Origin of the sequence: Streptococcus sp. 3109 (genome assembly GCF_013276905.1) — a bacterium.
GTDB lineage: Bacteria > Bacillota > Bacilli > Lactobacillales > Streptococcaceae > Streptococcus.
The window spans coordinates 19,508-41,619 of sequence record NZ_VMLY01000004.1; the positions used below are offsets into that span (position 1 = coordinate 19,508).

Below are 22,112 nucleotides of genomic sequence, written 5' to 3' on the forward strand. Positions count from 1 at the left end.
TAAAGTTTTTCTAGTTAAAAGCTTGAAATTTTCTAAAAAACCAGGTATTATATTTTCGAAAGAAACAAAAATATTTTCGAAAGAAAGGTGCTTATTATGGTAAATAAAGAAGTAGCAAGAACAACAATCAAGACAGAATATTTTGGCAGCCTTACTGAAAGGATGAACAAATATCGAGAAGATGTTTTAAATAAAAAACCTTATATTGATGCTGAAAGAGCAGTTCTAGCAACACGCGCTTATGATCGATATAAGGAACAACCTAATGTCCTAAAACGCGCCTATATGCTCAAAGAAATTTTGGAAAATATGACTATCTATATCGAAGAAGAATCTATGATTGCGGGAAATCAGGCTTCTTCCAATAAAGATGCTCCTATTTTTCCAGAATATACGCTAGAATTTGTTCTCAATGAGTTGGATCTTTTTGAAAAGCGTGATGGAGATGTTTTCTATATTACTGAAGAAACAAAAGAACAACTTAGAAGTATTGCTCCGTTTTGGGAAAATAATAATTTACGTGCTAGAGCTGGTGCCTTGTTACCTGAAGAAGTGTCTGTTTATATGGAAACAGGATTCTTCGGTATGGAAGGTAAGATGAATTCTGGAGATGCTCATTTAGCAGTTAACTATCAGAAACTGTTGCAATTTGGTTTAAGAGGTTTTGAAGAGCGGGCTCGTAAAGCGAAAGCAGCTCTAGATTTAACAGATCCAGCAAGTATTGATAAATATCATTTTTACGACTCTATCTTTATCGTAATCGATGCTATTAAAGTATATGCAAATCGCTTTGTTGATCTTGCTAAAAGTTTAGCCGAAAATGCAAATCCTAAACGTAAGAAAGAATTACTTGAGATTGCAGATATTTGCTCTCGAGTCCCATATGAACCGGCAACTACTTTTGCAGAAGCTATTCAATCAGTTTGGTTTATTCAATGTATTTTACAAATTGAATCTAATGGCCACTCTCTTTCATATGGTCGTTTTGATCAATATATGTATCCATATATGAAGGCTGATTTAGAAAGTGGTAAAGAAACAGAAGATAGCATTGTTGAACGTCTGACAAATCTTTGGATTAAGACAATTACAATTAATAAGGTTCGCAGTCAAGCACATACATTTTCTTCAGCAGGAAGTCCTTTATATCAAAATGTTACAATTGGTGGACAGACTCGAGATAAGAAGGATGCTGTTAACCCATTATCTTATTTGGTATTAAAATCAGTTGCACAAACCCATCTACCGCAACCTAATCTAACTGTACGTTACCATGCAGGTTTAGATGCTCGTTTCATGAATGAGTGTATTGAAGTGATGAAACTTGGTTTTGGTATGCCTGCATTTAATAATGATGAGATTATTATTCCTTCTTTTATTGCAAAAGGAGTATTGGAAGATGATGCTTATGATTACAGTGCCATTGGATGTGTTGAAACGGCAGTTCCAGGGAAATGGGGCTATCGTTGCACAGGTATGAGTTATATGAACTTCCCTAAGGTTCTACTTATCACGATGAATGATGGAATTGATCCGGCTTCGGGTAAACGGTTTGCACCAAGCTTTGGTCATTTTAAGGATATGAAGAACTTTTCTGAATTAGAAAATGCTTGGGATAAAACACTAAGATATTTGACACGAATGAGTGTTATTGTTGAAAATTCTATTGATTTATCATTGGAACGAGAAGTTCCTGATATTCTATGTTCAGCATTGACTGATGATTGTATTGGTCGTGGAAAACACCTTAAAGAAGGTGGAGCAGTATATGATTATATATCAGGTTTGCAAGTTGGAATTGCAAATTTGTCGGATTCATTAGCTGCAATTAAAAAATTGGTATTTGAGGAAGAACGTATAAGCCCAAGTCAGCTTTGGCATGCACTGGAAACAGATTATGCCGGAGAAGAAGGTAAGGTCATTCAAGAAATGTTGATTCATGATGCACCTAAGTACGGTAATGATGATGATTATGCTGACAAATTGGTTACTGCTGCTTATGACATTTATGTTGATGAAATTGCTAAATATCCTAATACACGTTATGGAAGAGGCCCTATTGGAGGAATTCGTTATTCAGGAACCTCTTCTATCTCAGCCAACGTAGGACAGGGACGTGGAACATTAGCAACTCCAGATGGACGCAACGCGGGTACACCGTTAGCAGAGGGTTGTTCACCATCACATAATATGGATCAACACGGTCCTACATCTGTTTTAAAATCTGTTTCAAAATTACCAACAGATGAAATCGTAGGTGGGGTTCTCTTAAATCAGAAAGTAAATCCTCAAACGTTAGCCAAAGAAGAAGATAAATTAAAACTAATTGCTTTGTTACGAACATTCTTTAATCGTTTACATGGGTACCATATTCAATACAATGTTGTTTCCAGAGAGACGTTGATTGACGCTCAGAAACATCCTGAAAAACACAGAGACTTAATTGTTCGTGTTGCAGGATACTCTGCATTCTTCAATGTTCTTTCTAAGGCAACCCAAGATGATATTATAGGACGTACTGAGCATACATTTTAAAATAAAGAGGTTCTTTTTATGGAATTTATGCTTGACACATTAAATTTAGATGAGATTAAAAAGTGGTCTGAAATTTTACCGCTAGCTGGGGTAACTTCAAATCCCACTATTGCCAAAAGAGAGGGTTCTATTAATTTTTTTGAACGAATCAAAGATGTAAGAGAATTGATTGGCTCTACACCCTCTATTCATGTTCAGGTGATTTCTCAAGATTTTGAAGGCATCTTAAAGGATGCTCATGAAATTCGGAGACAAGCAGGAGATGATATATTTATCAAAGTACCTGTTACTCCAGCTGGATTACGTGCAATAAAGGTGCTAAAAAAAGAGGGCTACCATATCACTGCAACAGCTATTTATACAGTTATTCAGGGATTATTAGCTATCGAAGCAGGAGCGGATTACCTAGCTCCATATTATAATAGAATGGAAAATCTGAACATTGATTCAAATTCTGTCATTCGTCAATTAGCTCTTGCTATTGATAGACAGAACTCTCATAGTAAGATTTTAGCCGCATCCTTTAAAAATGTAGCACAAGTAAATAATGCTTTAGCTGCAGGTGCGCATGCTGTTACAGCAGGGGCAGATGTTTTTGAATCGGCTTTCGCCATGCCATCTATCCAAAAGGCGGTTGATGATTTTTCTGACGATTGGTTTGTTATTCAAAATAGTCGTTCCATTTAGATAGAGAGGAAATACATATGAGAATTTTTGCTAGCCCTTCTAGATATATTCAAGGGGAAAATGCCTTGTTTGAAAATGCCAAATCAATATTGGATTTGGGAAATCGTCCTATTCTATTATGCGATCGATTGGTTTATGATATTGTTGGAAAACGATTTGAAGATTACCTACATAGGTATGGTTTCCATATTGTTCTAGCCCAGTTTAATGGTGAAGCTTCTGACAATGAAATCAATCGAGTTGTTGCCTTAGCTGAGAAAGAAAATTGTGATAGTATTATCGGGCTTGGTGGTGGAAAGACGATTGATAGTGCAAAAGCTATTGCAGATTTGATTGAAAAGCCTGTTATTATCGCTCCAACAATTGCATCGACAGACGCACCTGTATCTGCTTTATCTGTTATTTATACAGATGAAGGTGCATTTGATCATTATCTATTTTATTCTAAAAATCCAGATTTAGTTTTGGTTGATACAAAAGTTATTTCACAAGCTCCTAAGCGTTTATTAGCGTCTGGTATTGCAGATGGTTTAGCAACTTGGGTTGAGGCGCGTGCGGTTATGCAGGCAAATGGAAAAACTATGTTGGGACAACAGCAAACGTTGGCTGGAGTTGCAATTGCGAAGAAATGTGAAGAAACGCTGTTTGCAGATGGTTTACAGGCTATGGCAGCTTGTGAAGCTAAAGTGGTGACACCAGCATTAGAAAATATTGTTGAAGCTAATACTTTATTGAGTGGCCTAGGTTTTGAAAGTGGAGGATTAGCTGCGGCGCATGCAATTCATAATGGTTTTACTGCATTGACAGGTGACATTCATCATTTAACACATGGTGAAAAAGTAGCTTATGGAACTTTGGTACAACTATTATTGGAAAATAGACCTAAAGAAGAACTTGATAAGTATATTGAGTTTTACAAAAAAATTGGTATGCCAACAACTTTAAAAGAAATGCATTTAGATCAAGTTGGATATGATGATTTAATAAAAGTTGGTAAACAAGCAACTATGGAGGGTGAGACAATCCATCAGATGCCGTTTAAGATTTCGCCTTCAGATGTTGCTCAAGCTATCATCGCTGTAGACGCCTATGTAAATTCAAAATAAACAATAAGGACTACTGTTTTCCAAATGGTAGTCTTTTATTGATCCTCGTATTGAATCCGACGCTCTTCATAAATTAAAAAGCGACACAGGTTGTCGGCTATTTATTGTAAATACATTAATTAGCATTCCAGTTTTATCTTCGGTCTAAAATCAGTATTTTATGTTATAAGAGATAAGCTTCTTGTTTTGCTCTTTGATTTCCCGCATAACAATAAGATAAAAAAGTGAGTGATAGAGCAATCCATAGTCATCAAAATTAATGAGATACAGTATACAGTTTTTTCTTTTAACACATTTCAAATTCCCTCAAAAATGGTATAATAGTAACATCACAAAATTGGAGAGAGACCATGAGTTTTTACAATCATAAAGAAATTGAGCCTAAGTGGCAGGGCTACTGGGCAGAACATCATACATTTAAGACAGGAACAGATGCATCAAAACCGAAGTTTTATGCGCTTGACATGTTCCCTTATCCGTCTGGAGCGGGTCTGCACGTAGGGCACCCAGAAGGCTATACAGCGACAGACATCCTCAGTCGTTTCAAACGTGCGCAAGGCTACAATGTCCTTCACCCAATGGGGTGGGATGCTTTTGGTTTGCCTGCAGAGCAATACGCTATGGATACTGGTAATGACCCAGCAGAATTTACGGCGGAGAACATTGCCAACTTCAAACGCCAAATCAATGCGCTTGGCTTCTCTTACGACTGGGATCGTGAAGTCAATACAACAGATCCAAACTACTACAAGTGGACTCAATGGATTTTCACTAAGCTTTACGAAAAAGGCTTGGCCTATGAAGCGGAAGTACCAGTAAACTGGGTTGAGGAATTGGGAACAGCCATCGCCAACGAAGAAGTTCTTCCAGATGGAACATCTGAGCGTGGAGGTTATCCAGTTGTCCGCAAACCAATGCGCCAATGGATGCTCAAAATCACGGCCTATGCAGAGCGTTTGCTCAATGACTTAGATGAACTAGATTGGCCAGAGTCTATCAAGGACATGCAACGCAACTGGATTGGGAAGTCAACTGGTGCCAATGTAACCTTCAAGGTTAAGGGAACTGATAAGGAATTTACTGTCTTTACCACTCGTCCTGATACCCTTTTCGGCGCGACTTTCACTGTTTTGGCTCCTGAGCATGAACTAGTAGATGCCATCACAAGCACAGAGCAAGCAGAGGCAGTAGCAAACTACAAACACCAAGCTAGCCTCAAATCTGACTTGGCTCGTACAGACCTTGCCAAAGAAAAAACAGGGGTTTGGACTGGTGCTTATGCTATTAACCCTGTCAATGGTAAGGAAATTCCAATCTGGATTGCCGACTACGTATTGTCTAGCTATGGAACAGGTGCTGTCATGGCTGTGCCTGCCCACGATCAACGTGACTGGGAATTTGCCAAACAATTTGGTCTTCCAATCGTCGAAGTACTTGAAGGTGGAAACGTTGAAGAAGCTGCCTACACAGAAGATGGACTTCACGTTAATTCAGACTTCCTAGATGGACTCAACAAAGAAGACGCTATTGCCAAGATTGTGGCTTGGTTGGAAGAAAAAGGCTGTGGACAAGAGAAGGTTACCTACCGTCTCCGCGACTGGCTCTTTAGCCGTCAACGTTACTGGGGTGAACCAATCCCAATCATTCATTGGGAAGATGGAACTTCAACAGCTGTCCCTGAAAGTGAATTGCCACTTGTCTTGCCTGTAACCAAGGATATCCGTCCTTCGGGTACTGGTGAAAGTCCACTAGCTAACTTGACAGACTGGCTTGAAGTGACTCGTGAAGATGGCGTCAAAGGTCGTCGTGAAACCAATACTATGCCACAATGGGCAGGTTCAAGCTGGTACTACCTCCGCTATATTGATCCACACAATACTGAGAAATTGGCTGATGAGGACCTTCTCAAACAATGGTTGCCAGTAGATATCTACGTTGGTGGTGCAGAGCATGCTGTTCTTCATTTGCTTTACGCTCGTTTCTGGCATAAATTCCTCTATGACCTCGGTGTTGTTCCGACTAAGGAACCATTCCAAAAACTCTTTAACCAAGGAATGATTTTGGGAACAAGCTACCGTGACCACCGTGGGGCTCTTGTGGCAACTGATAAGGTTGAAAAACGTGACGGTTCTTTCTTCCATGTGGAAACAGGGGAAGAGTTGGAGCAAGCGCCAGCCAAGATGTCTAAATCGCTCAAGAACGTTGTCAACCCAGACGATGTGGTGGAACAATACGGTGCCGACACCCTTCGTGTCTATGAAATGTTTATGGGACCACTTGATGCTTCAATCGCTTGGTCAGAAGAAGGTCTGGAAGGAAGCCGTAAGTTCCTTGACCGTGTTTACCGTTTGATTACAAGTAAGGAAATTATTGCGGAAAACAATGGTGCTCTTGACAAGGTTTATAACGAAACCGTTAAAGCTGTCACAGAACAAATTGAGTCCCTCAAATTCAACACAGCTATTGCCCAACTCATGGTCTTTGTCAATGCGGCTAACAAGGAAGACAAGCTCTATGTGGACTACGCCAAAGGATTTATCCAATTGATTGCCCCATTTGCGCCTCACTTGGCAGAAGAACTCTGGCAAACTGTTGCAGCAACAGGTGAGTCAATCTCTTACGTGGCTTGGCCAACATGGGACGAAAGCAAATTGGTTGAAGACGAAATCGAAATCGTCGTCCAAATCAAAGGTAAAGTCCGTGCCAAACTCATGGTCGCTAAAGACCTATCACGCGAAGAATTGCAAGAAATTGCTCTAGCTGATGAAAAAGTCAAGGCAGAAATTGACGGTAAGGACATCGTGAAAGTAATTGCGGTACCGAACAAGCTTGTCAACATTGTTGTGAAATAAGATAGGAATCCTTCAGAGTAGAATCTGGGGGATTTTTTATTTGACAGGAAGTTTCTGTTTTGTTAATATGATTAACAAAGGAAAGAGAGATTATGGATAAAAAAGAATTTATTGCATTTAATAATCGTTTCAATAGATTTATTTTAGCGTTTGACCAGTTAAAAAAAAATCAACATAAAAGTGGTGTTGAAAAATCCATTACGTTGAATGAGGTACATTTGATTGTTGTGATTGGGAAAAATCAGCCCTTAAATCTAGTAAAATTATCTGAATTATTAGAAGTTTCAAGAAGTGCAATAACTCAAAGTGTTAGGAGATTGATTCAAAAAAATTTAGTTGTTTTTGATTTTGATCCGAATAATGGGAAAAATAAATATTTGAGATTAACTGAAAAAGGCATCGAAATTTTTAAAATCCATAAGGAGCAACAAGAATATATTGAAAAATCAATCTTTTCAGTTTTAAACAACTATAGCGAGGTGGAACTTCAAACAGTTGTGAAATTGATGGATGATATTGAAAAGGTGTGGGGAGAATTACCGTGGTAAAAGTCACGGTAAATTTCAAATATAATTGTTAAGCAAATTAACAAAAAGGAGAAGATATGACTGTAAACATAGAACTGATTTCACAAACAGATTTAGCGGATGAATCTTTTTATATTGCTATTAATGGTTTAGAACCAAGGGCAATGTATTGTGTAGAAATGTACCTGTCTGACTATTACTGTATAAATGCTCCCTTGCTTTTAGATCATGATGTTATATGGAAATCAACCGCAATTTTTTTATCTGATCAGGACGGTATGATTGATACCTCTCAGACAGCATCTATTTCGGGATCTTATAAAGGAGTTTCAGAAATGGGATTATTCTTTAATGCGAAACCGTTGAAGAATAGGAAAAGGAGATTACCGAGTTCTCTTGATAGAATTCCATTACGAGATTGTTTTGGTGTTGAAATTAAAATCAGGCTGGGGAAAGATATGGTCGCGGAGCAAAGTTTTGTAAGGCGTTATATGAATCTGGGAGTAAGATATCAAGATATCTATGACAAGCATTTTCAAGGTCGATTATTTTATGATGAAAAGTTAAGAAGGGCGCCAGCCGTGATTATTGTTAGCGGTAGTGAGGGAAGAATTGAAAAAGCTCAGAATATTGCCCAACTTTTATCTTCTAGAGGCTATATTTGTCTTGCAATAGCTTATTTTGGTTTAGAGGGATTACCCCAAAATTTAGAACGAATTTCAATAGAATGTCTGGAGGAAGCGAAAGATTTTCTATATCATCATCCTCAAGTTGATAATACAAAAATAGGAATATATGGTCGCTCTAAAGGAGCAGAGCTTGTTCTGGCTGGACAAAGTATTTTGAAAGATGTGCAATGTTTGGTACTCAATTCCCCCTCAAATGTAATATTTGAGGGAATAAAGGGAAAACTCAACTCTCATTCATCTTCTTGGACATATTTACAAAAAGAACTTCCGTATCAAAAATTTCAGTTAGGAAATTATTTGTTAAACAAGTTTTTTGGAAAACATATTCCTGAAGATAGTAGGGCTCAGATTGATGTGAGTAAAATTTCCTCTCCTTTATTATTACTAGGAAGCGATGTTGATGAAATATGGAATGCATCATCCGCGATAGATGATATCATTTCACATTATAAAGGGGAATCCATTTTGTTTAAAAAATACCATGAAACAGGGCATATGTTGACGATTGCTTATCAACCGAATCATCGTTATAGAAAAGATTGGCGCTTATTAATGAAAGAAAGTGTAGACTCTTGGTTTGCTACGATAAATTTTTTTGATACACATCTGAAAAATTTGTAGATAGTGCTGAACCGTAATAGTCCTAACTAAGATAAAAACACAGTTCTGGTTGGTAGTCCAGTATACAAAAGCAAACACTAAAACAAGAGAAATTTGAATACAAACAGTAAAAAATAGAGAGAAGCATAAGGGGCATTACCTCACTCGTTCCCATATTTGATTATTCCTCCATAAAGTGGATGGATGATTTTTATAAGAGGAGTTTGCATTATTGAATAGAAAACCAAGTGTTTCCTAAAATTTTCATTGAGATATGTTATACTATATTCAATAAGTGAATAAGGAGAATGCTATGCCAGTAAATGAATATGGTCAGATAATTGGCGAGTCTTTAGTCGGTCACACGTCTGGTAAATTACCTGCTATTGATTTCTTAGAAGGGCGTTATGCTCGAATAGAAGCTCTTTCAGTGGAAAAGCATGCGGAGGATTTGCTAGCTGTTTATGGCTCTGATACGCCTCGGGAGATGTGGACCTACCTCTTTCAGGAACCGGTGGCAGACAGAGAGGAACTGGTTACTCTTTTAAATCAGATGTTGGCTCGTAAGGACCGTTTTTACTATGCAATCATAGACAAGGCAACTGGTAAGGCTTTGGGAACTTTTTCTCTCATGCGTATTGACCAGAATAACCGAGTAATAGAAGTGGGAGCTGTCACTTTTTCTCCAAAACTCAGGGGGACACGGATAGGAACAGAAGCCCAGTATCTCTTGGCTTGCTATGTCTTTGAGGAGCTTAACTATCGTCGCTATGAGTGGAAATGCGATGCCTTAAATCTGCCATCCAGACGAGCAGCGGAACGTTTGGGCTTTATTTATGAAGGAACCTTCCGTCAGGCAGTGGTTTATAAGGGACGGACGAGGGATACGGATTGGTTGTCTATGATTGATAAGGACTGGCCTCAAGTCAAAGCTCGTTTAGAAACATGGTTACGTCCTGAAAATTTTGATAAAAATGGACAGCAGTACAAGAGCTTGAGAGAGCTTTAAGAGGTGTTGACATGATAACCATTAGAAAGCAAGAAATTGTCAAGCTAGAGGATGTTTTGCATCTCTATCAGGCTGTCGGTTGGACAAATTATACCCATCAACCAGAGATGCTGGAGCAGGCCTTATCTCATTCATTAGCGATTTATGTGGCACTTGATGGCGATGCTGTGGTGGGCTTGATTCGTTTGGTTGGAGATGGATTCTCATCAGTATTGGTTCAGGATTTAATTGTTTTACCAATCTATCAGCGTCAAGGGATTGGTAGCGCTTTGATGAAAGAGGCTTTAGAGGATTACAAAGATGCCTATCAAGTCCAGCTGGTGACAGAACAGACAGAAAAAAACGTGGGATTTTATCGTTCTATGGGGTTTGAAACTTTATCCACCTATGATTGTACAGGAATGATTTGGGTAAACAGAGAAAAATAACAAAACTTGTTTTTCTTAAGCAAAGTTTAAGGCTGGTCTAGTATCATATAGTCATTAAATAAAGACCTCCTAACTTTATTTAATGAAATCCTAAAACTTTTTTTCATCATAATCTCCTAATGAAGTCACCCAATCAGGTGACTTTTTTTCGTGGTGAGGTGATGGTGATAGAAATTTTTTGCAAAATAGTAAAATTTGAGAAAAGTTAAGCTAGTTTTAAGCTTTGTCTTGTATCATATAGTTATTAAATAAAGACCTCCTAACTTTATTTAATAAAATCCTAAACTTTTCTTTTTCATAATAATCTCCCTTAACTCCACCCAATCAGGTGGAGTTTTTTGGCTCTATTTCAGGCTTTTGGGGACTATTCTAAAAATCATTTTTCGATATTTTTCGGTATTTTTCGGATTTTTGTCGGGGAATTGGCGGGGACTTTTTGAGATTTTGTCGGGGATTTTTTAGCGAATATGACTAAGAAATAGGCTTGCTGTTACTTCAGCTACTTCAAACTCAATTTGATTGTAAGTGACTGTTAATTGAAGGACTGGAACTGCTGTAATAATGATTTTGCTTGTCCAGTAGTGGCGTATTAAATGAGGAGTGACATGTAAGATTGTCTATTCGTTTACTAAATCAAAATTTCTATGAAATTGATAGAATCCCTAACTTTCTCTTAAACTTGAAAGTCTTGTTGTAAAGTGGTTAAAGCTTGAGAAGCTGAGGATGGTAAAGTTTTGACAAATTTTGTGAACTGTGGGATAATGGAGAAGAATTAAGGATTAGTTCTATATCATGGACTAGAAAAGACCCCAAGCTAACTTCCACATTAAGCTTGGGGTCTTTTTTGACACTATCTATCTTTGTTTAGCCATTTATCGACTAAGCGAAGAACAACACCGACCACAATTGGTCCGATGATAGTTTTAAGGATTAGTTCCATCATGGGCTATCTCACCTCCTTTCGTAGGCGGTGTAGCAGTGCCGTAGAATATTATACCACATAAGTGCTAAACTCGGGAGTCATCCAATTAGGTGGAGTTTTTTGGCTCTATTTCAGGCTTTTCGGGAGTTTTCTAAACATCATTTTCCGATAACTTTCGCAATCTTGAACGTCTTGTAGTACAGAGGTTCAAGAGGATATAAACCTTTGACAAATTTTGTGAACTATGGGATAATAAAAGGGAATTAAGTATTGTGTCTATATCATAGGCTAGAAAAGACCCCAAGCTCACGTCCAAATAAGCTTGGGGTCTTTTTGACACTATTTGTCCTTGTTTAGCCATTTATCGACTAAGCGAAGAACGACACCGACCACAATTGGTCCGATGATAGTTTTAAGTATTGTATCCATCATGGGCTAATTCACCTCCTTTCGTAGGCGGTGTAGCAGTGCCGAACAATATTATACCACATAAGTGCTAAACTCGGGAGGCACCAATCCAGTGGCTTTTTTGTTTGTGGCTTGGATTTTTTGATATAATAGAGCCATGAGTAGAATTTTAGATAATGAGATAATGGGGGATGAGGAGTTAGTAGAACGCACGCTCCGTCCTCAGTATTTACGTGAATATATTGGGCAGGACAAGGTCAAGGACCAGCTCCAAATCTTTATCGAAGCTGCCAAAATGCGGGATGAAGCGCTGGATCATGTGCTCTTATTTGGACCTCCAGGCTTGGGGAAAACGACAATGGCTTTTGTTATTGCCAACGAACTAGGTGTCAATCTCAAGCAGACTTCGGGTCCAGTCATTGAAAAAGCTGGTGATCTAGTAGCGATTTTGAATGACTTAGAGCCTGGGGATGTCCTTTTTATTGATGAAATTCATCGCTTGCCCATGTCTGTGGAAGAGGTGCTTTATAGTGCCATGGAGGACTTCTACATTGATATCATGATTGGTGCTGGTGAAGGCAGTCGCAGTGTTCATTTGGAGTTGCCACCTTTTACCTTGATTGGTGCGACGACTCGGGCTGGTATGCTCTCAAATCCACTACGGGCACGTTTTGGGATTACAGGTCATATGGAGTATTATGCCCATGCTGATTTGACAGAAATTGTTGAGCGGACGGCAGATATTTTTGAGATGGAAATCACTCATGAGGCAGCATCCGAGCTGGCCTTGCGTAGTCGAGGAACCCCTCGTATTGCCAATCGTCTCCTCAAGCGCGTGCGCGATTTTGCCCAGATTATGGGAAATGGGGTTATCGATGATGTTATTACCGATAAGGCTTTGACCATGCTGGATGTTGACCATGAAGGTTTGGACTATGTGGATCAAAAAATCCTTCGAACCATGATTGAGATGTACGGTGGTGGTCCTGTTGGTCTAGGAACTCTTTCTGTTAACATAGCAGAAGAGCGTGAGACTGTCGAAGACATGTATGAGCCCTACTTGATTCAAAAAGGTTTTATCATGCGGACACGGTCTGGACGGGTGGCGACTGCTAAGGCATATGATCATTTAGGTTATGAATACAATGAAAAATGAGCAAGAAATTATAGAGGCTTTTAGAGAAAATCCGGATATGATGGCTATTCTGACCATCATCCGTAACCTTGGTTTGAAAGATTCTTGGTTGGCGGCAGGTTCTGTCAGAAATTTTATCTGGAATCTCTTGTCAGACAAATCCCCTTTTGACTGTGAAACAGATGTAGATGTGATTTTCTTTGATCCAGATATTTCTTATGAGGAAACCTTGTCTCTAGAGAAAAAGTTGAGAGCGGATTTTCCTCAGTACCAGTGGGAGTTGAAAAATCAAGTCTATATGCACCAGCACAGTCCTCACACTGCTCCCTATAGCAGCTCTTGTGATGCTATGAGTAAGTATCCAGAACGGTGTACGGCAGTTGGACTGCGCTTGAATGAAAAATCCGATTTTGAACTCTATGCACCTTATGGTTTGGAGGATATTTTGAATTTTCAAGTTCGTCCAACTCCTCATTTTTTAGAGAATGAAGACCGAATGGAACTTTATCGAACACGTCTATCCAAGAAAAATTGGCAGGAGAAATGGAAAAATTTGATTTTTAAAAATACTTAAGGAAACTTTAAGCTAGGAAGTGTATACTAAGTTCATAAGTTAAGAAGACCTTAACTTAAACTCCTAAAACTTTTTCATAATAATCTCCCTATAAAAAATAAAGTCGCCAAATCAGGCGGCTTATTTTTTTGGAAATGGGCTTTGTGCCTGAGAATAATACTCAATGAAAATCAAAGAGCAAACTAGGAAGCTAGCCGCAGGCTGTACTTGAGTACGGCAAGGTGAAGCTGACATGGTTTGAAGAGATTTTCGAAGAGTATAAATAGCTTAGTGATAGAAGAAAATAGGGAAATATGGTATAATGAAACGATAGATTTTTGAATAGGAATAAGATCATGTTTGGATTTTTTAAGAAAGATAAGGCTGTGGAAGTAGAGGTTCCGACACAGGTTCCTGCTCATATCGGCATCATTATGGATGGCAATGGCCGTTGGGCTAAAAAACGTATGCAACCGCGAGTTTTTGGACACAAGGCGGGCATGGAAGCATTGCAAACTGTGACCAAGGCAGCCAACAAACTGGGCGTTAAGGTTATTACGGTCTATGCTTTTTCTACGGAAAATTGGACCCGTCCAGATCAGGAAGTCAAGTTTATCATGAACTTGCCAGTAGAGTTTTATGATAATTATGTTCCAGAACTACATGCGAATAATGTTAAGATTCAAATGATTGGGGAAACGGACCGCCTGCCTAAGCAAACTTTTGAAGCTCTGACCAAGGCTGAGGAATTGACTAAGAACAACACAGGTTTGATTCTTAATTTTGCCCTCAACTATGGTGGACGTGCTGAGATTACACAGGCTCTTAAGTTGATTTCTCAGGATGTTTTAGATGCCAAAATCAACCCAGGGGACATCACAGAGGAATTGATTGGCAACTATCTCTTCACCCAGCATTTGCCTAAGGACTTACGAGATCCGGACTTGATTATCCGGACTAGTGGGGAATTGCGTTTGAGTAATTTCCTTCCATGGCAGGGAGCCTATAGTGAGCTCTATTTTACGGACACCTTGTGGCCTGATTTTGACGAGACAGCCTTGCAGGAAGCCATTCTTGCCTACAATCGTCGTCATCGCCGATTTGGAGGAGTTTAGGAGGAAATATGACACAGGATTTACAGAAAAGAACCTTGTTTGCAGGAATTGCCCTGGCTATTTTCCTACCGATTTTGATGATTGGGGGACTCTTGCTTCAGATAGCAATTGGAATCATAGCTATGCTAGCCATGCATGAACTTTTGAAGATGAGAGGTCTAGAGACCATGACGATGGAGGGCCTCTTGACCCTCTTTGCAACCTTTGCCTTGACCATTCCCTTGGAGAATTACCTGACTTTTTTGCCAGTTGATGGGAATGTGGTTGCCTATAGTGTTTTGATTTCAATCATGTTAGGAACGACCGTTTTTAGCAAGTCTTATACAATTGAAGATGCTGTTTTCCCGCTTGCTATGAGTTTCTATGTGGGCTTTGGTTTTAATGCTCTATTAGATGCTAGAATTGCAGGTTTAGATAAGGCATTATTAGCCTTGTGTATTGTTTGGGCAACAGACAGTGGTGCCTATCTTGTTGGGATGAACTATGGGAAACGAAAATTAGCTCCGACAGTTTCTCCAAATAAAACCTTTGAAGGTGCCTTGGGTGGTATTTTAGGTGCTATTTTAGTAACCATCATCTTTATGATAGTTGACAGTACAGTCGCTCTTCCGTATGGAATTTACAAGATGTCAGTCTTTGCTATTTTCTTTAGTGCGGCTGGACAATTTGGTGATTTACTAGAAAGTTCGATCAAGCGTCATTTTGGTGTCAAAGATTCTGGGAAATTTATCCCTGGGCATGGTGGTGTTTTGGATCGTTTCGATAGTATGTTGCTTGTATTTCCAATCATGCACTTATTTGGACTCTTTTAATCAAAAGACGGAGGAAATACTATGCTCGGAATTTTAACCTTTATTCTGGTTTTCGGGATTATTGTGGTGGTGCACGAGTTCGGGCACTTCTACTTTGCTAAGAAATCAGGGATTCTAGTGCGTGAATTTGCTATCGGTATGGGGCCTAAAATCTTTGCTCATATTGGCAAGGATGGAACGGCCTATACCATTCGCATCTTGCCTCTGGGTGGCTATGTTCGCATGGCCGGTTGGGGTGATGATACAACTGAAATTAAGACAGGGACTCCTGTCAGTTTGACGCTTACTGATGACGGTAAGGTTAAACGCATCAATCTCTCAGGTAAAAAATTGGATCAAACAGCCCTCCCTATGCAGGTGACCCAGTTTGATTTTGAAGATAAGCTCTTTATCAAGGGATTGGTTCTGGAAGAAGAAAAAACATTTGCAGTGGATCACGATGCAACGGTTGTGGAAGCAGATGGTACTGAGGTTCGGATTGCACCTTTAGATGTTCAATATCAAAATGCGACTATCTGGGGGAAACTGATTACCAATTTTGCAGGTCCTATGAACAACTTTATCTTAGGTGTCGTTGTTTTCTGGATTTTAATCTTCATGCAGGGTGGTGTCAGAGATGTTGACACTAATCAGTTTCATGTCATGCCTCAAGGGGCTTTGGCTAAGGTAGGAGTACCAGAAACGGCACAAATTACCAAGATTGGCTCACATGAGATTAGCAACTGGGAAAGTTTGATTCAGGCTGTGGAATCAGAAACCAAAGATAAGACAGCCCCGACCTTGGATGTGACTATTTCTGAAAATGGTAGTGACAAACAAGTCACTGTTACTCCGGAAGAAAGTCAAGGCCGTTACCTTCTAGGTGTTCAACCGGGGATTAAGTCAGATTTTCTATCTATGTTTGTAGGTGGATTTACAACTGCTGCTGACTCGGCCCTCCGAATTCTATCAGCACTGAAAAATTTGATTTTCCAACCGGATTTGAACAAGCTAGGTGGACCTGTTGCCATCTTTAAGGCAAGTAGTGATGCCGCTAAAAATGGAATTGAGAACGTCTTGTACTTCTTGGCAATGATTTCCATCAATATCGGGATTTTTAATCTTATTCCGATTCCAGCCCTGGATGGTGGTAAGATTGTGCTCAATATCCTAGAAGCCATCCGCCGCAAACCATTAAAACAAGAAATTGAAACTTATGTCACCTTGGCCGGAGTGGTCATCATGGTTGTCTTGATGATTGCTGTGACCTGGAATGACATCATGCGACTCTTTTTTAGATAATCGAGGAATATTATGAAACAAAGTAAAATGCCTATCCCAACGCTTCGCGAAATGCCAAGCGATGCTCAAGTTATCAGCCATGCTCTTATGTTGCGAGCTGGTTATGTTCGTCAAGTTTCAGCAGGTGTTTATTCTTACCTACCACTTGCCAACCGTGTGATTGAAAAAGCTAAAAATATCATGCGCCAAGAATTTGATAAGATTGGTGCCGTTGAGATGTTGGCTCCTGCCCTTCTCAGTGCAGAGTTGTGGCGCGAATCAGGTCGTTATGAAACTTATGGTGAAGACCTTTACAAGCTAAAAAACCGTGAAAAATCAGACTTTATCCTAGGTCCAACTCACGAAGAAACCTTTACAGCTATTGTCCGTGATTCTGTTAAGTCTTACAAGCAATTGCCACTCAACCTTTACCAAATCCAGCCTAAGTATCGTGATGAAAAACGCCCACGTAATGGACTTCTTCGTACACGTGAGTTTATCATGAAGGATGCTTATAGTTTCCACGCTAACTATGATAGCTTGGACAGTGTTTATGATGAGTATAAGGCTGCTTATGAGCGTATTTTCACTCGTAGTGGTTTAGACTTTAAGGCTATTATTGGTGACGGTGGAGCCATGGGTGGTAAGGATAGCCAAGAATTTATGGCCATTACACCTGCTCGTACAGACCTTGACCGCTGGGTTGTCTTGGACAAGTCGGTTGCCTCATTTGACGAAATTCCTACAGAAGTGCAAGAAGAAATCAAGGCAGAATTGCTCAAATGGATGGTTTCTGGTGAAGATACGATTGCTTACTCAAGTGAATCTAGCTATGCGGCCAACTTGGAAATGGCAACAAACGAGTACAAACCAAGCAACCGTGTTGTCGCTGAAGAAGAAGTGACTCGTGTTGCAACACCAGATGTTAAATCAATCGATGAAGTTGCAGCCTTTCTCAATGTTCCAGAAGAACAAACGATTAAAACCCTCTTCTACATGGCAGATGGTGAGCTTGTTGCAGCCCTTCTAGTTGGAAATGATCAACTCAACGAAGTCAAGTTGAAAAACCATTTGGGAGCAGATTTCTTCGACGTTGCTAGCGAAGAAGAAGTAGCGAATCTTATTCAAGCAGGGTTCGGTTCACTTGGACCAGTTGGTTTGCCAGAGAATGTTAAAATCATTGCAGACCGTAAGGTGCAAGATGTTCGCAATGCAGTGGTCGGCGCTAACGAAGATGGCTACCACTTGACTGGTGTGAACCCAGGCCGTGATTTTACTGCAGAATATGTGGATATCCGTGAAGTTCGTGAGGGTGAAATTTCCCCAGACGGGCAAGGTGTCCTTAACTTTGCGCGTGGTATCGAAATTGGTCACATCTTCAAACTTGGCACTCGCTATTCAGCAAGCATGGGAGCAGATGTTTTGGATGAAAATGGCCGTGCTGTGCCAATTATCATGGGATGTTACGGTATCGGTGTCAGCCGTCTCCTTTCAGCAGTGATGGAGCAACACGCTCGCCTCTTTGTTAACAAAACGCCAAAAGGTGAATACCGTTACGCTTGGGGAATCAACTTCCCTAAAGAATTGGCACCATTTGATGTGCACTTGATCACTGTCAATGTCAAGGATGATGAAGCGCAAGCCTTGACAGAAAAGCTTGAAGCAAGCTTGATGGGAGCTGGTTACGAAGTCTTGACAGATGACCGTAACGAACGTGTCGGAGTTAAATTCAGTGATAGCGACTTGATTGGTCTTCCAATCCGTATTACTGTTGGGAAGAAAGCAGCCGATGGTATCGTAGAAGTGAAGATTAAAGCGACTGGTGATACCATCGAGGTTCATGCAGATAACGTGCTTGAAACGCTTGAAATTCTCAGCAAGAAATAAAAACTATAATCAGAAGAAAAACAAGGAAAAAATGTAACTAGTTTTTACCTTGTTTTTTCTGTATAATGGGAAAAATGAGTAGATAAAGAGGTAAATGTATGCTAAGATTTCCAAAGGATTTTGTCTGGGGATCCTCTACTTCTGGACCACAAACGGAAGGACGTGTAGCTGGTGACGGTAAGGGAGATAATCTCTGGGATTATTGGTACCAAGTAGAGCCGAATCGTTACTATAATGGGATTGGTCCAGATAAGACATCGACCTTTTATGAAAATTGGGAAAAGGATATTGAGCTACTGTTAGAAACTGGTCACACGGCTTTTCGGACTTCTATTCAGTGGTCACGGATTTTTCCACAAGGATGTGGGGAAGTCAATCCTCAAGGTGTAGACTTTTACCGTAAGGTTTTTGAGGCTATTAAGGCTAAAGGGATTCGTCTTTTAGTCAATCTTTATCATTTTGATTTGCCTTTTGCCCTTCAAGAGGATGGTGATGGTTGGGAAAATAAGGCGACTGTCTCAGCCTATGAAGACTATGCTCGTTTTTGTTTTGAGACTTATGGAGATTTAGTGGATCAATGGATTACCTTTAACGAGCCAATCGTTCCAGTAGAATTTGGCTATTTTTACGATGCCCATTATCCACATAAGGTGGATGCAGAGGCAGCCGTTAAAGTAGCTTATCATACACAATTGGCCAGCAGTCGAGCGGTCAAGGCCTGTCATGAACTCTTGCCTGATGCTAAGATTGGGATTGTCTTAAACTTGACACCCGCTTATCCACGTAGCCAGCATCCTGCTGATGTCAATGGTGCTCGTATTGCGGACCTTTTTCAGACCCAATCTTTCTTAGATCCGTCTGTTTTGGGGACTTATCCACAGGAGTTGGTAGAAATCTTGCATGAACACGGCCTCTTGCCTGATGCTACAGAGGAGGAGTTGGAGCTCATTCGTGACAATACGGTGGACTTCCTTGGTGTCAACTACTATCAACCTTTGCGTGTTATGGCGCCTCGATTTGCGAAGCATCCAGAGAGTCCACTCTTACCAGAACATTTTTACGAGCCTTATGTGATGCCTGGACGTAAAATCAATCCTCATCGTGGCTGGGAGATTTATGAGCAAGGGATTTATGACATCGCCCAAAATATCAAGGAAAATTATGGCAATATTGAGTGGATGTTGACAGAGAATGGTATGGGTGTTGAAGGGGAAGAAAAATTCCGTGAGAATGGAATGATTCAAGATGATTACCGTATTGACTTTGTAAAAGGTCATCTTCGTGAACTGCACCGTGCCATTGAAGACGGAGCCAATTGTAAGGGCTACTTGATTTGGACCTTTATCGATTGCTGGTCATGGCTCAACAGCTATAAAAATCGCTATGGTTTGGTCGAATTAGACTTGGAAACACAAGAACGTCGTCTGAAAAAATCAGGGCACTGGTTCAAGGAACTAAGTGATAATAATGGATTTTAAAAAAGACTCTGACTGATTGTTCTAATTGGTCAGAGTTTTTTTGATTTCAGGAAGTTGATTTCGGCTATACCAATTTTTACTCTTGACAAGTGAAAGAAACAAGTATATACTGTTTTTGCTGATTCTATAAAAGAGGAATTAGACTATACCAATTTTAAGGAGAAAGCACAGCTGGTCTGTGTCGTATATACTATGTGTGGAATTGTTGGTGTTGTTGGAAATACAAATGCAACTGATATTTTGATTCAAGGGCTTGAAAAGCTCGAATACCGTGGCTATGATTCTGCGGGGATTTTTGTCCTAGGTGGTGCTGAAAACCATCTGGTTAAGGCGGTTGGCCGTATTGCAGAATTGTCTGCTAAGACAGCTGGTGTTGAGGGAACAACTGGTATCGGACATACTCGTTGGGCAACTCACGGGAAACCAACTGAGGACAATGCTCACCCACACCGCTCTGAGACAGAACGTTTTGTCTTGGTTCACAATGGGGTCATTGAGAACTATCTTGAAATCAAGGAAGAATACCTTGCAGGACACCACTTCAAGGGGCAAACAGATACGGAAATCGCCGTTCACTTGATTGGAAAATTTGCGGAAGAAGATGGCTTGTCAGTTCTTGAAGCCTTCAAAAAAGCTCTTCACATCATCCGTGGTTCTTATGCCTTCGCCTTGGTTGACTCACAAGATCCTGAAGTCATCTACGTGGCTAAAAATAAATCACCACTTTTGATTGGTCTTGGGGAAGGCTATAACATGGTCTGCTCAGATGCTATGGCTATGATTCGTGAGACCAACCAATACATGGAAATTCATGACCAAGAGTTGGTAATCGTCAAGGCTGATAGCGTAGAAGTTCAAGACTATGATGGCAATCACCGTGAACGTGCTAGCTATACTGCGGAGCTTGACTTGTCAGATATCGGTAAAGGAACTTATCCTTACTACATGCTCAAGGAAATCGATGAGCAACCAACTGTTATGCGTAAACTCATCCAAGCCTACACAGATGAGGCTGGTCAAGTTGTCGTAGACCCAGCTATCATCAAGGCTGTTCAAGACGCAGACCGTATCTACATCCTTGCAGCTGGGACATCTTACCACGCAGGATTTGCTTCTAAGAAAATGCTGGAAGAATTGACAGATACGCCAGTTGAACTTGGAATCTCATCTGAGTGGGGCTACGGTATGCCACTTCTCAGCAAGAAACCACTCTTCATCTTTATCAGTCAGTCTGGTGAAACGGCGGATAGCCGTCAGGTTTTGGTTAAGGCTAATGAAATGGGTATCCCAAGCTTGACAGTGACAAACGTCCCGGGTTCAACTCTTTCTCGTGAAGCCAACCATACCATGCTTCTTCATGCAGGTCCTGAAATTGCCGTGGCATCAACCAAGGCCTATACAGCGCAAATTGCAGCCCTTGCCTTCTTAGCAAAAGCAGTCGGTCAAGCAAATGGCAATACTAAAGCGCAAGCCTTTGATCTAGTTCATGAGTTATCAATCGTAGCTCAGTCTATCGAATCAACTCTTTCAGAGAAAGAAACCATCGAAGCCAAGGTTCGTGATCTTCTTGAAACAACTCGTAACGCCTTTTACATTGGACGTGGTCAAGATTACTATGTAGCCATGGAAGCAAGTCTCAAGCTCAAAGAGATTTCTTACATCCAGTGTGAAGGCTTTGCGGCGGGAGAACTCAAGCACGGAACTATTGCCTTGATTGAAGAAGGAACGCCTGTCTTGGCCCTCTTGTCAGATCCAGTTCTTGCCAACCACACTCGTGGAAATATCCAAGAGGTCGCAGCCCGTGGAGCCAAGGTCCTCACTATCGCAGAAGAGAATGTTGCTAAAGAGACAGATGACATCGTTCTTACGACCGTCCACCCTTACCTCTCACCAATCTCAATGGTTGTACCAACGCAATTAGTCGCTTACTTTGCAACCCTTCACCGTGGACTTGATGTGGACAAACCACGTAACCTTGCTAAATCAGTAACGGTAGAATAAGCTAAAAAAGTCTAGTTATCTAGGCTTTTTCTTGTGAGCAAATTGGTTGCTTGTACTCATGATTCGTGTTATACTCTTCGAAAGTCTCTTCAAATCACGTCAGCTTCA

General features: G+C 40.3%; 18 protein-coding genes. 16 read left to right on the top strand and 2 right to left on the bottom strand.

Annotated features, from left to right (window positions below; translation table 11 throughout):
• Window positions 1-96 precede the first annotated feature (96 nt).
• The 8 genes from HT698_RS02465 to HT698_RS02500 all read left to right on the top strand — a co-directional run bounded on the left by HT698_RS02465 (window position 97) and on the right by HT698_RS02500 (window position 10,433).
• Window positions 97-2,535: a glycyl radical protein gene (locus HT698_RS02465; protein WP_173219300.1), complete on the top strand. Its 2,439-nt coding sequence runs from the start codon at window positions 97-99 to the stop codon at window positions 2,533-2,535.
• A gap of 18 nt (window positions 2,536-2,553) precedes the next feature.
• A complete protein-coding gene (locus tag HT698_RS02470) occupies window positions 2,554-3,222 on the top strand; it encodes a fructose-6-phosphate aldolase (protein ID WP_173219303.1) in 669 nt (222 codons plus the stop codon).
• 17 nt (window positions 3,223-3,239) lie between these two features.
• Entirely contained in the window at window positions 3,240-4,328 is a 1,089-nt protein-coding gene (locus HT698_RS02475) for a glycerol dehydrogenase (protein ID WP_001217827.1), read from the top strand.
• A gap of 350 nt (window positions 4,329-4,678) precedes the next feature.
• Entirely contained in the window at window positions 4,679-7,180 is a 2,502-nt protein-coding gene (gene leuS, locus HT698_RS02480; RefSeq protein WP_173219306.1) for a leucine--tRNA ligase, read from the top strand.
• Between the two features lie 92 nt (window positions 7,181-7,272).
• Window positions 7,273-7,728, top strand: coding sequence for a MarR family transcriptional regulator (locus HT698_RS02485; RefSeq protein ID WP_173219309.1), 456 nt, complete (start codon window positions 7,273-7,275; stop codon window positions 7,726-7,728).
• A gap of 56 nt (window positions 7,729-7,784) precedes the next feature.
• Window positions 7,785-9,017 (top strand): acyl-CoA thioesterase/BAAT N-terminal domain-containing protein, encoded by a 1,233-nt coding sequence (locus tag HT698_RS02490; protein ID WP_173219312.1) that lies wholly within the window; start codon window positions 7,785-7,787, stop codon window positions 9,015-9,017.
• Window positions 9,018-9,309: 292 nt separating this feature from the next.
• Window positions 9,310-10,005 (top strand): GNAT family protein, encoded by a 696-nt coding sequence (locus HT698_RS02495; protein ID WP_173219315.1) that lies wholly within the window; start codon window positions 9,310-9,312, stop codon window positions 10,003-10,005.
• Window positions 10,006-10,016: 11 nt separating this feature from the next.
• Complete coding sequence (locus HT698_RS02500; protein ID WP_173219318.1) at window positions 10,017-10,433, top strand: GNAT family N-acetyltransferase; 417 nt, start codon at window positions 10,017-10,019, stop codon at window positions 10,431-10,433.
• Window positions 10,434-11,283: 850 nt separating this feature from the next.
• Here the strand turns inward: HT698_RS02500 and HT698_RS02505 are convergent.
• Window positions 11,284-11,376 carry a type I toxin-antitoxin system Fst family toxin gene (locus HT698_RS02505; RefSeq protein WP_000970296.1) on the bottom strand — a complete coding sequence of 31 codons (93 nt, stop codon included), beginning with the start codon at window positions 11,374-11,376 and terminating at the stop codon, window positions 11,284-11,286.
• Between the two features lie 318 nt (window positions 11,377-11,694).
• Window positions 11,695-11,787, bottom strand: coding sequence for a type I toxin-antitoxin system Fst family toxin (locus HT698_RS02510; RefSeq protein WP_000969509.1), 93 nt, complete (start codon window positions 11,785-11,787; stop codon window positions 11,695-11,697).
• A gap of 133 nt (window positions 11,788-11,920) precedes the next feature.
• Between HT698_RS02510 and ruvB the strand changes: the two genes are divergently transcribed.
• The 8 genes from ruvB to glmS all read left to right on the top strand — a co-directional run bounded on the left by ruvB (window position 11,921) and on the right by glmS (window position 22,004).
• On the top strand, window positions 11,921-12,919 hold the full coding sequence (gene ruvB, locus HT698_RS02515) for a Holliday junction branch migration DNA helicase RuvB (RefSeq protein ID WP_125443323.1): 999 nt from the start codon (window positions 11,921-11,923) through the stop codon (window positions 12,917-12,919).
• Window positions 12,900-13,472, top strand: a complete 573-nt coding sequence (locus HT698_RS02520) for a nucleotidyltransferase family protein (protein WP_166736645.1) — start codon at window positions 12,900-12,902, stop codon at window positions 13,470-13,472. Before ruvB ends, HT698_RS02520 begins: the two co-directional genes overlap by 20 nt.
• 335 nt (window positions 13,473-13,807) lie before the next feature.
• Complete coding sequence (locus tag HT698_RS02525) at window positions 13,808-14,566, top strand: isoprenyl transferase (protein ID WP_166736646.1); 759 nt, start codon at window positions 13,808-13,810, stop codon at window positions 14,564-14,566.
• 8 nt (window positions 14,567-14,574) lie between these two features.
• Window positions 14,575-15,378 (top strand): phosphatidate cytidylyltransferase, encoded by an 804-nt coding sequence (locus tag HT698_RS02530; protein ID WP_050259804.1) that lies wholly within the window; start codon window positions 14,575-14,577, stop codon window positions 15,376-15,378.
• A 21-nt stretch (window positions 15,379-15,399) separates the two neighbouring features.
• Entirely contained in the window at window positions 15,400-16,659 is a 1,260-nt protein-coding gene (gene rseP / locus HT698_RS02535; RefSeq protein ID WP_000900675.1) for an RIP metalloprotease RseP, read from the top strand.
• Window positions 16,660-16,671: 12 nt separating this feature from the next.
• Window positions 16,672-18,525 (top strand): proline--tRNA ligase, encoded by a 1,854-nt coding sequence (locus tag HT698_RS02540; RefSeq protein WP_050259801.1) that lies wholly within the window; start codon window positions 16,672-16,674, stop codon window positions 18,523-18,525.
• Between the two features lie 98 nt (window positions 18,526-18,623).
• Window positions 18,624-20,003, top strand: coding sequence for a 6-phospho-beta-glucosidase (gene bglA / locus HT698_RS02545; RefSeq protein WP_050259800.1), 1,380 nt, complete (start codon window positions 18,624-18,626; stop codon window positions 20,001-20,003).
• Window positions 20,004-20,195: 192 nt separating this feature from the next.
• On the top strand, window positions 20,196-22,004 hold the full coding sequence (gene glmS / locus HT698_RS02550) for a glutamine--fructose-6-phosphate transaminase (isomerizing) (protein ID WP_173219321.1): 1,809 nt from the start codon (window positions 20,196-20,198) through the stop codon (window positions 22,002-22,004).
• The last annotated feature ends 108 nt before the right edge of the window (window positions 22,005-22,112 follow it).

What these genes read in the sequence shown, in the direction of transcription:
- HT698_RS02495 (WP_173219315.1), top strand. Translation starts at nt 9,310, where the DNA reads ATGCCAGTAAATGAATATGGTCAGATAATTGGCGAGTCTTTAGTCGGT.
- HT698_RS02525 (WP_166736646.1), top strand. Translation starts at nt 13,808, where the DNA reads ATGTTTGGATTTTTTAAGAAAGATAAGGCTGTGGAAGTAGAGGTTCCG.
- HT698_RS02500 (WP_173219318.1), top strand. Translation starts at nt 10,017, where the DNA reads ATGATAACCATTAGAAAGCAAGAAATTGTCAAGCTAGAGGATGTTTTG.
- HT698_RS02520 (WP_166736645.1), top strand. Translation starts at nt 12,900, where the DNA reads ATGAATACAATGAAAAATGAGCAAGAAATTATAGAGGCTTTTAGAGAA.
- HT698_RS02485 (WP_173219309.1), top strand. Translation starts at nt 7,273, where the DNA reads ATGGATAAAAAAGAATTTATTGCATTTAATAATCGTTTCAATAGATTT.
- HT698_RS02540 (WP_050259801.1), top strand. Translation starts at nt 16,672, where the DNA reads ATGAAACAAAGTAAAATGCCTATCCCAACGCTTCGCGAAATGCCAAGC.
- HT698_RS02530 (WP_050259804.1), top strand. Translation starts at nt 14,575, where the DNA reads ATGACACAGGATTTACAGAAAAGAACCTTGTTTGCAGGAATTGCCCTG.
- HT698_RS02465 (WP_173219300.1), top strand. Translation starts at nt 97, where the DNA reads ATGGTAAATAAAGAAGTAGCAAGAACAACAATCAAGACAGAATATTTT.
- leuS (WP_173219306.1), top strand. Translation starts at nt 4,679, where the DNA reads ATGAGTTTTTACAATCATAAAGAAATTGAGCCTAAGTGGCAGGGCTAC.
- HT698_RS02490 (WP_173219312.1), top strand. Translation starts at nt 7,785, where the DNA reads ATGACTGTAAACATAGAACTGATTTCACAAACAGATTTAGCGGATGAA.
- rseP (WP_000900675.1), top strand. Translation starts at nt 15,400, where the DNA reads ATGCTCGGAATTTTAACCTTTATTCTGGTTTTCGGGATTATTGTGGTG.
- bglA (WP_050259800.1), top strand. Translation starts at nt 18,624, where the DNA reads ATGCTAAGATTTCCAAAGGATTTTGTCTGGGGATCCTCTACTTCTGGA.
- glmS (WP_173219321.1), top strand. Translation starts at nt 20,196, where the DNA reads ATGTGTGGAATTGTTGGTGTTGTTGGAAATACAAATGCAACTGATATT.
- HT698_RS02505 (WP_000970296.1), bottom strand. Translation starts at nt 11,376, where the DNA reads ATGATGGAACTAATCCTTAAAACTATCATCGGACCAATTGTGGTCGGT.
- HT698_RS02510 (WP_000969509.1), bottom strand. Translation starts at nt 11,787, where the DNA reads ATGATGGATACAATACTTAAAACTATCATCGGACCAATTGTGGTCGGT.
- HT698_RS02470 (WP_173219303.1), top strand. Translation starts at nt 2,554, where the DNA reads ATGGAATTTATGCTTGACACATTAAATTTAGATGAGATTAAAAAGTGG.
- ruvB (WP_125443323.1), top strand. Translation starts at nt 11,921, where the DNA reads ATGAGTAGAATTTTAGATAATGAGATAATGGGGGATGAGGAGTTAGTA.
- HT698_RS02475 (WP_001217827.1), top strand. Translation starts at nt 3,240, where the DNA reads ATGAGAATTTTTGCTAGCCCTTCTAGATATATTCAAGGGGAAAATGCC.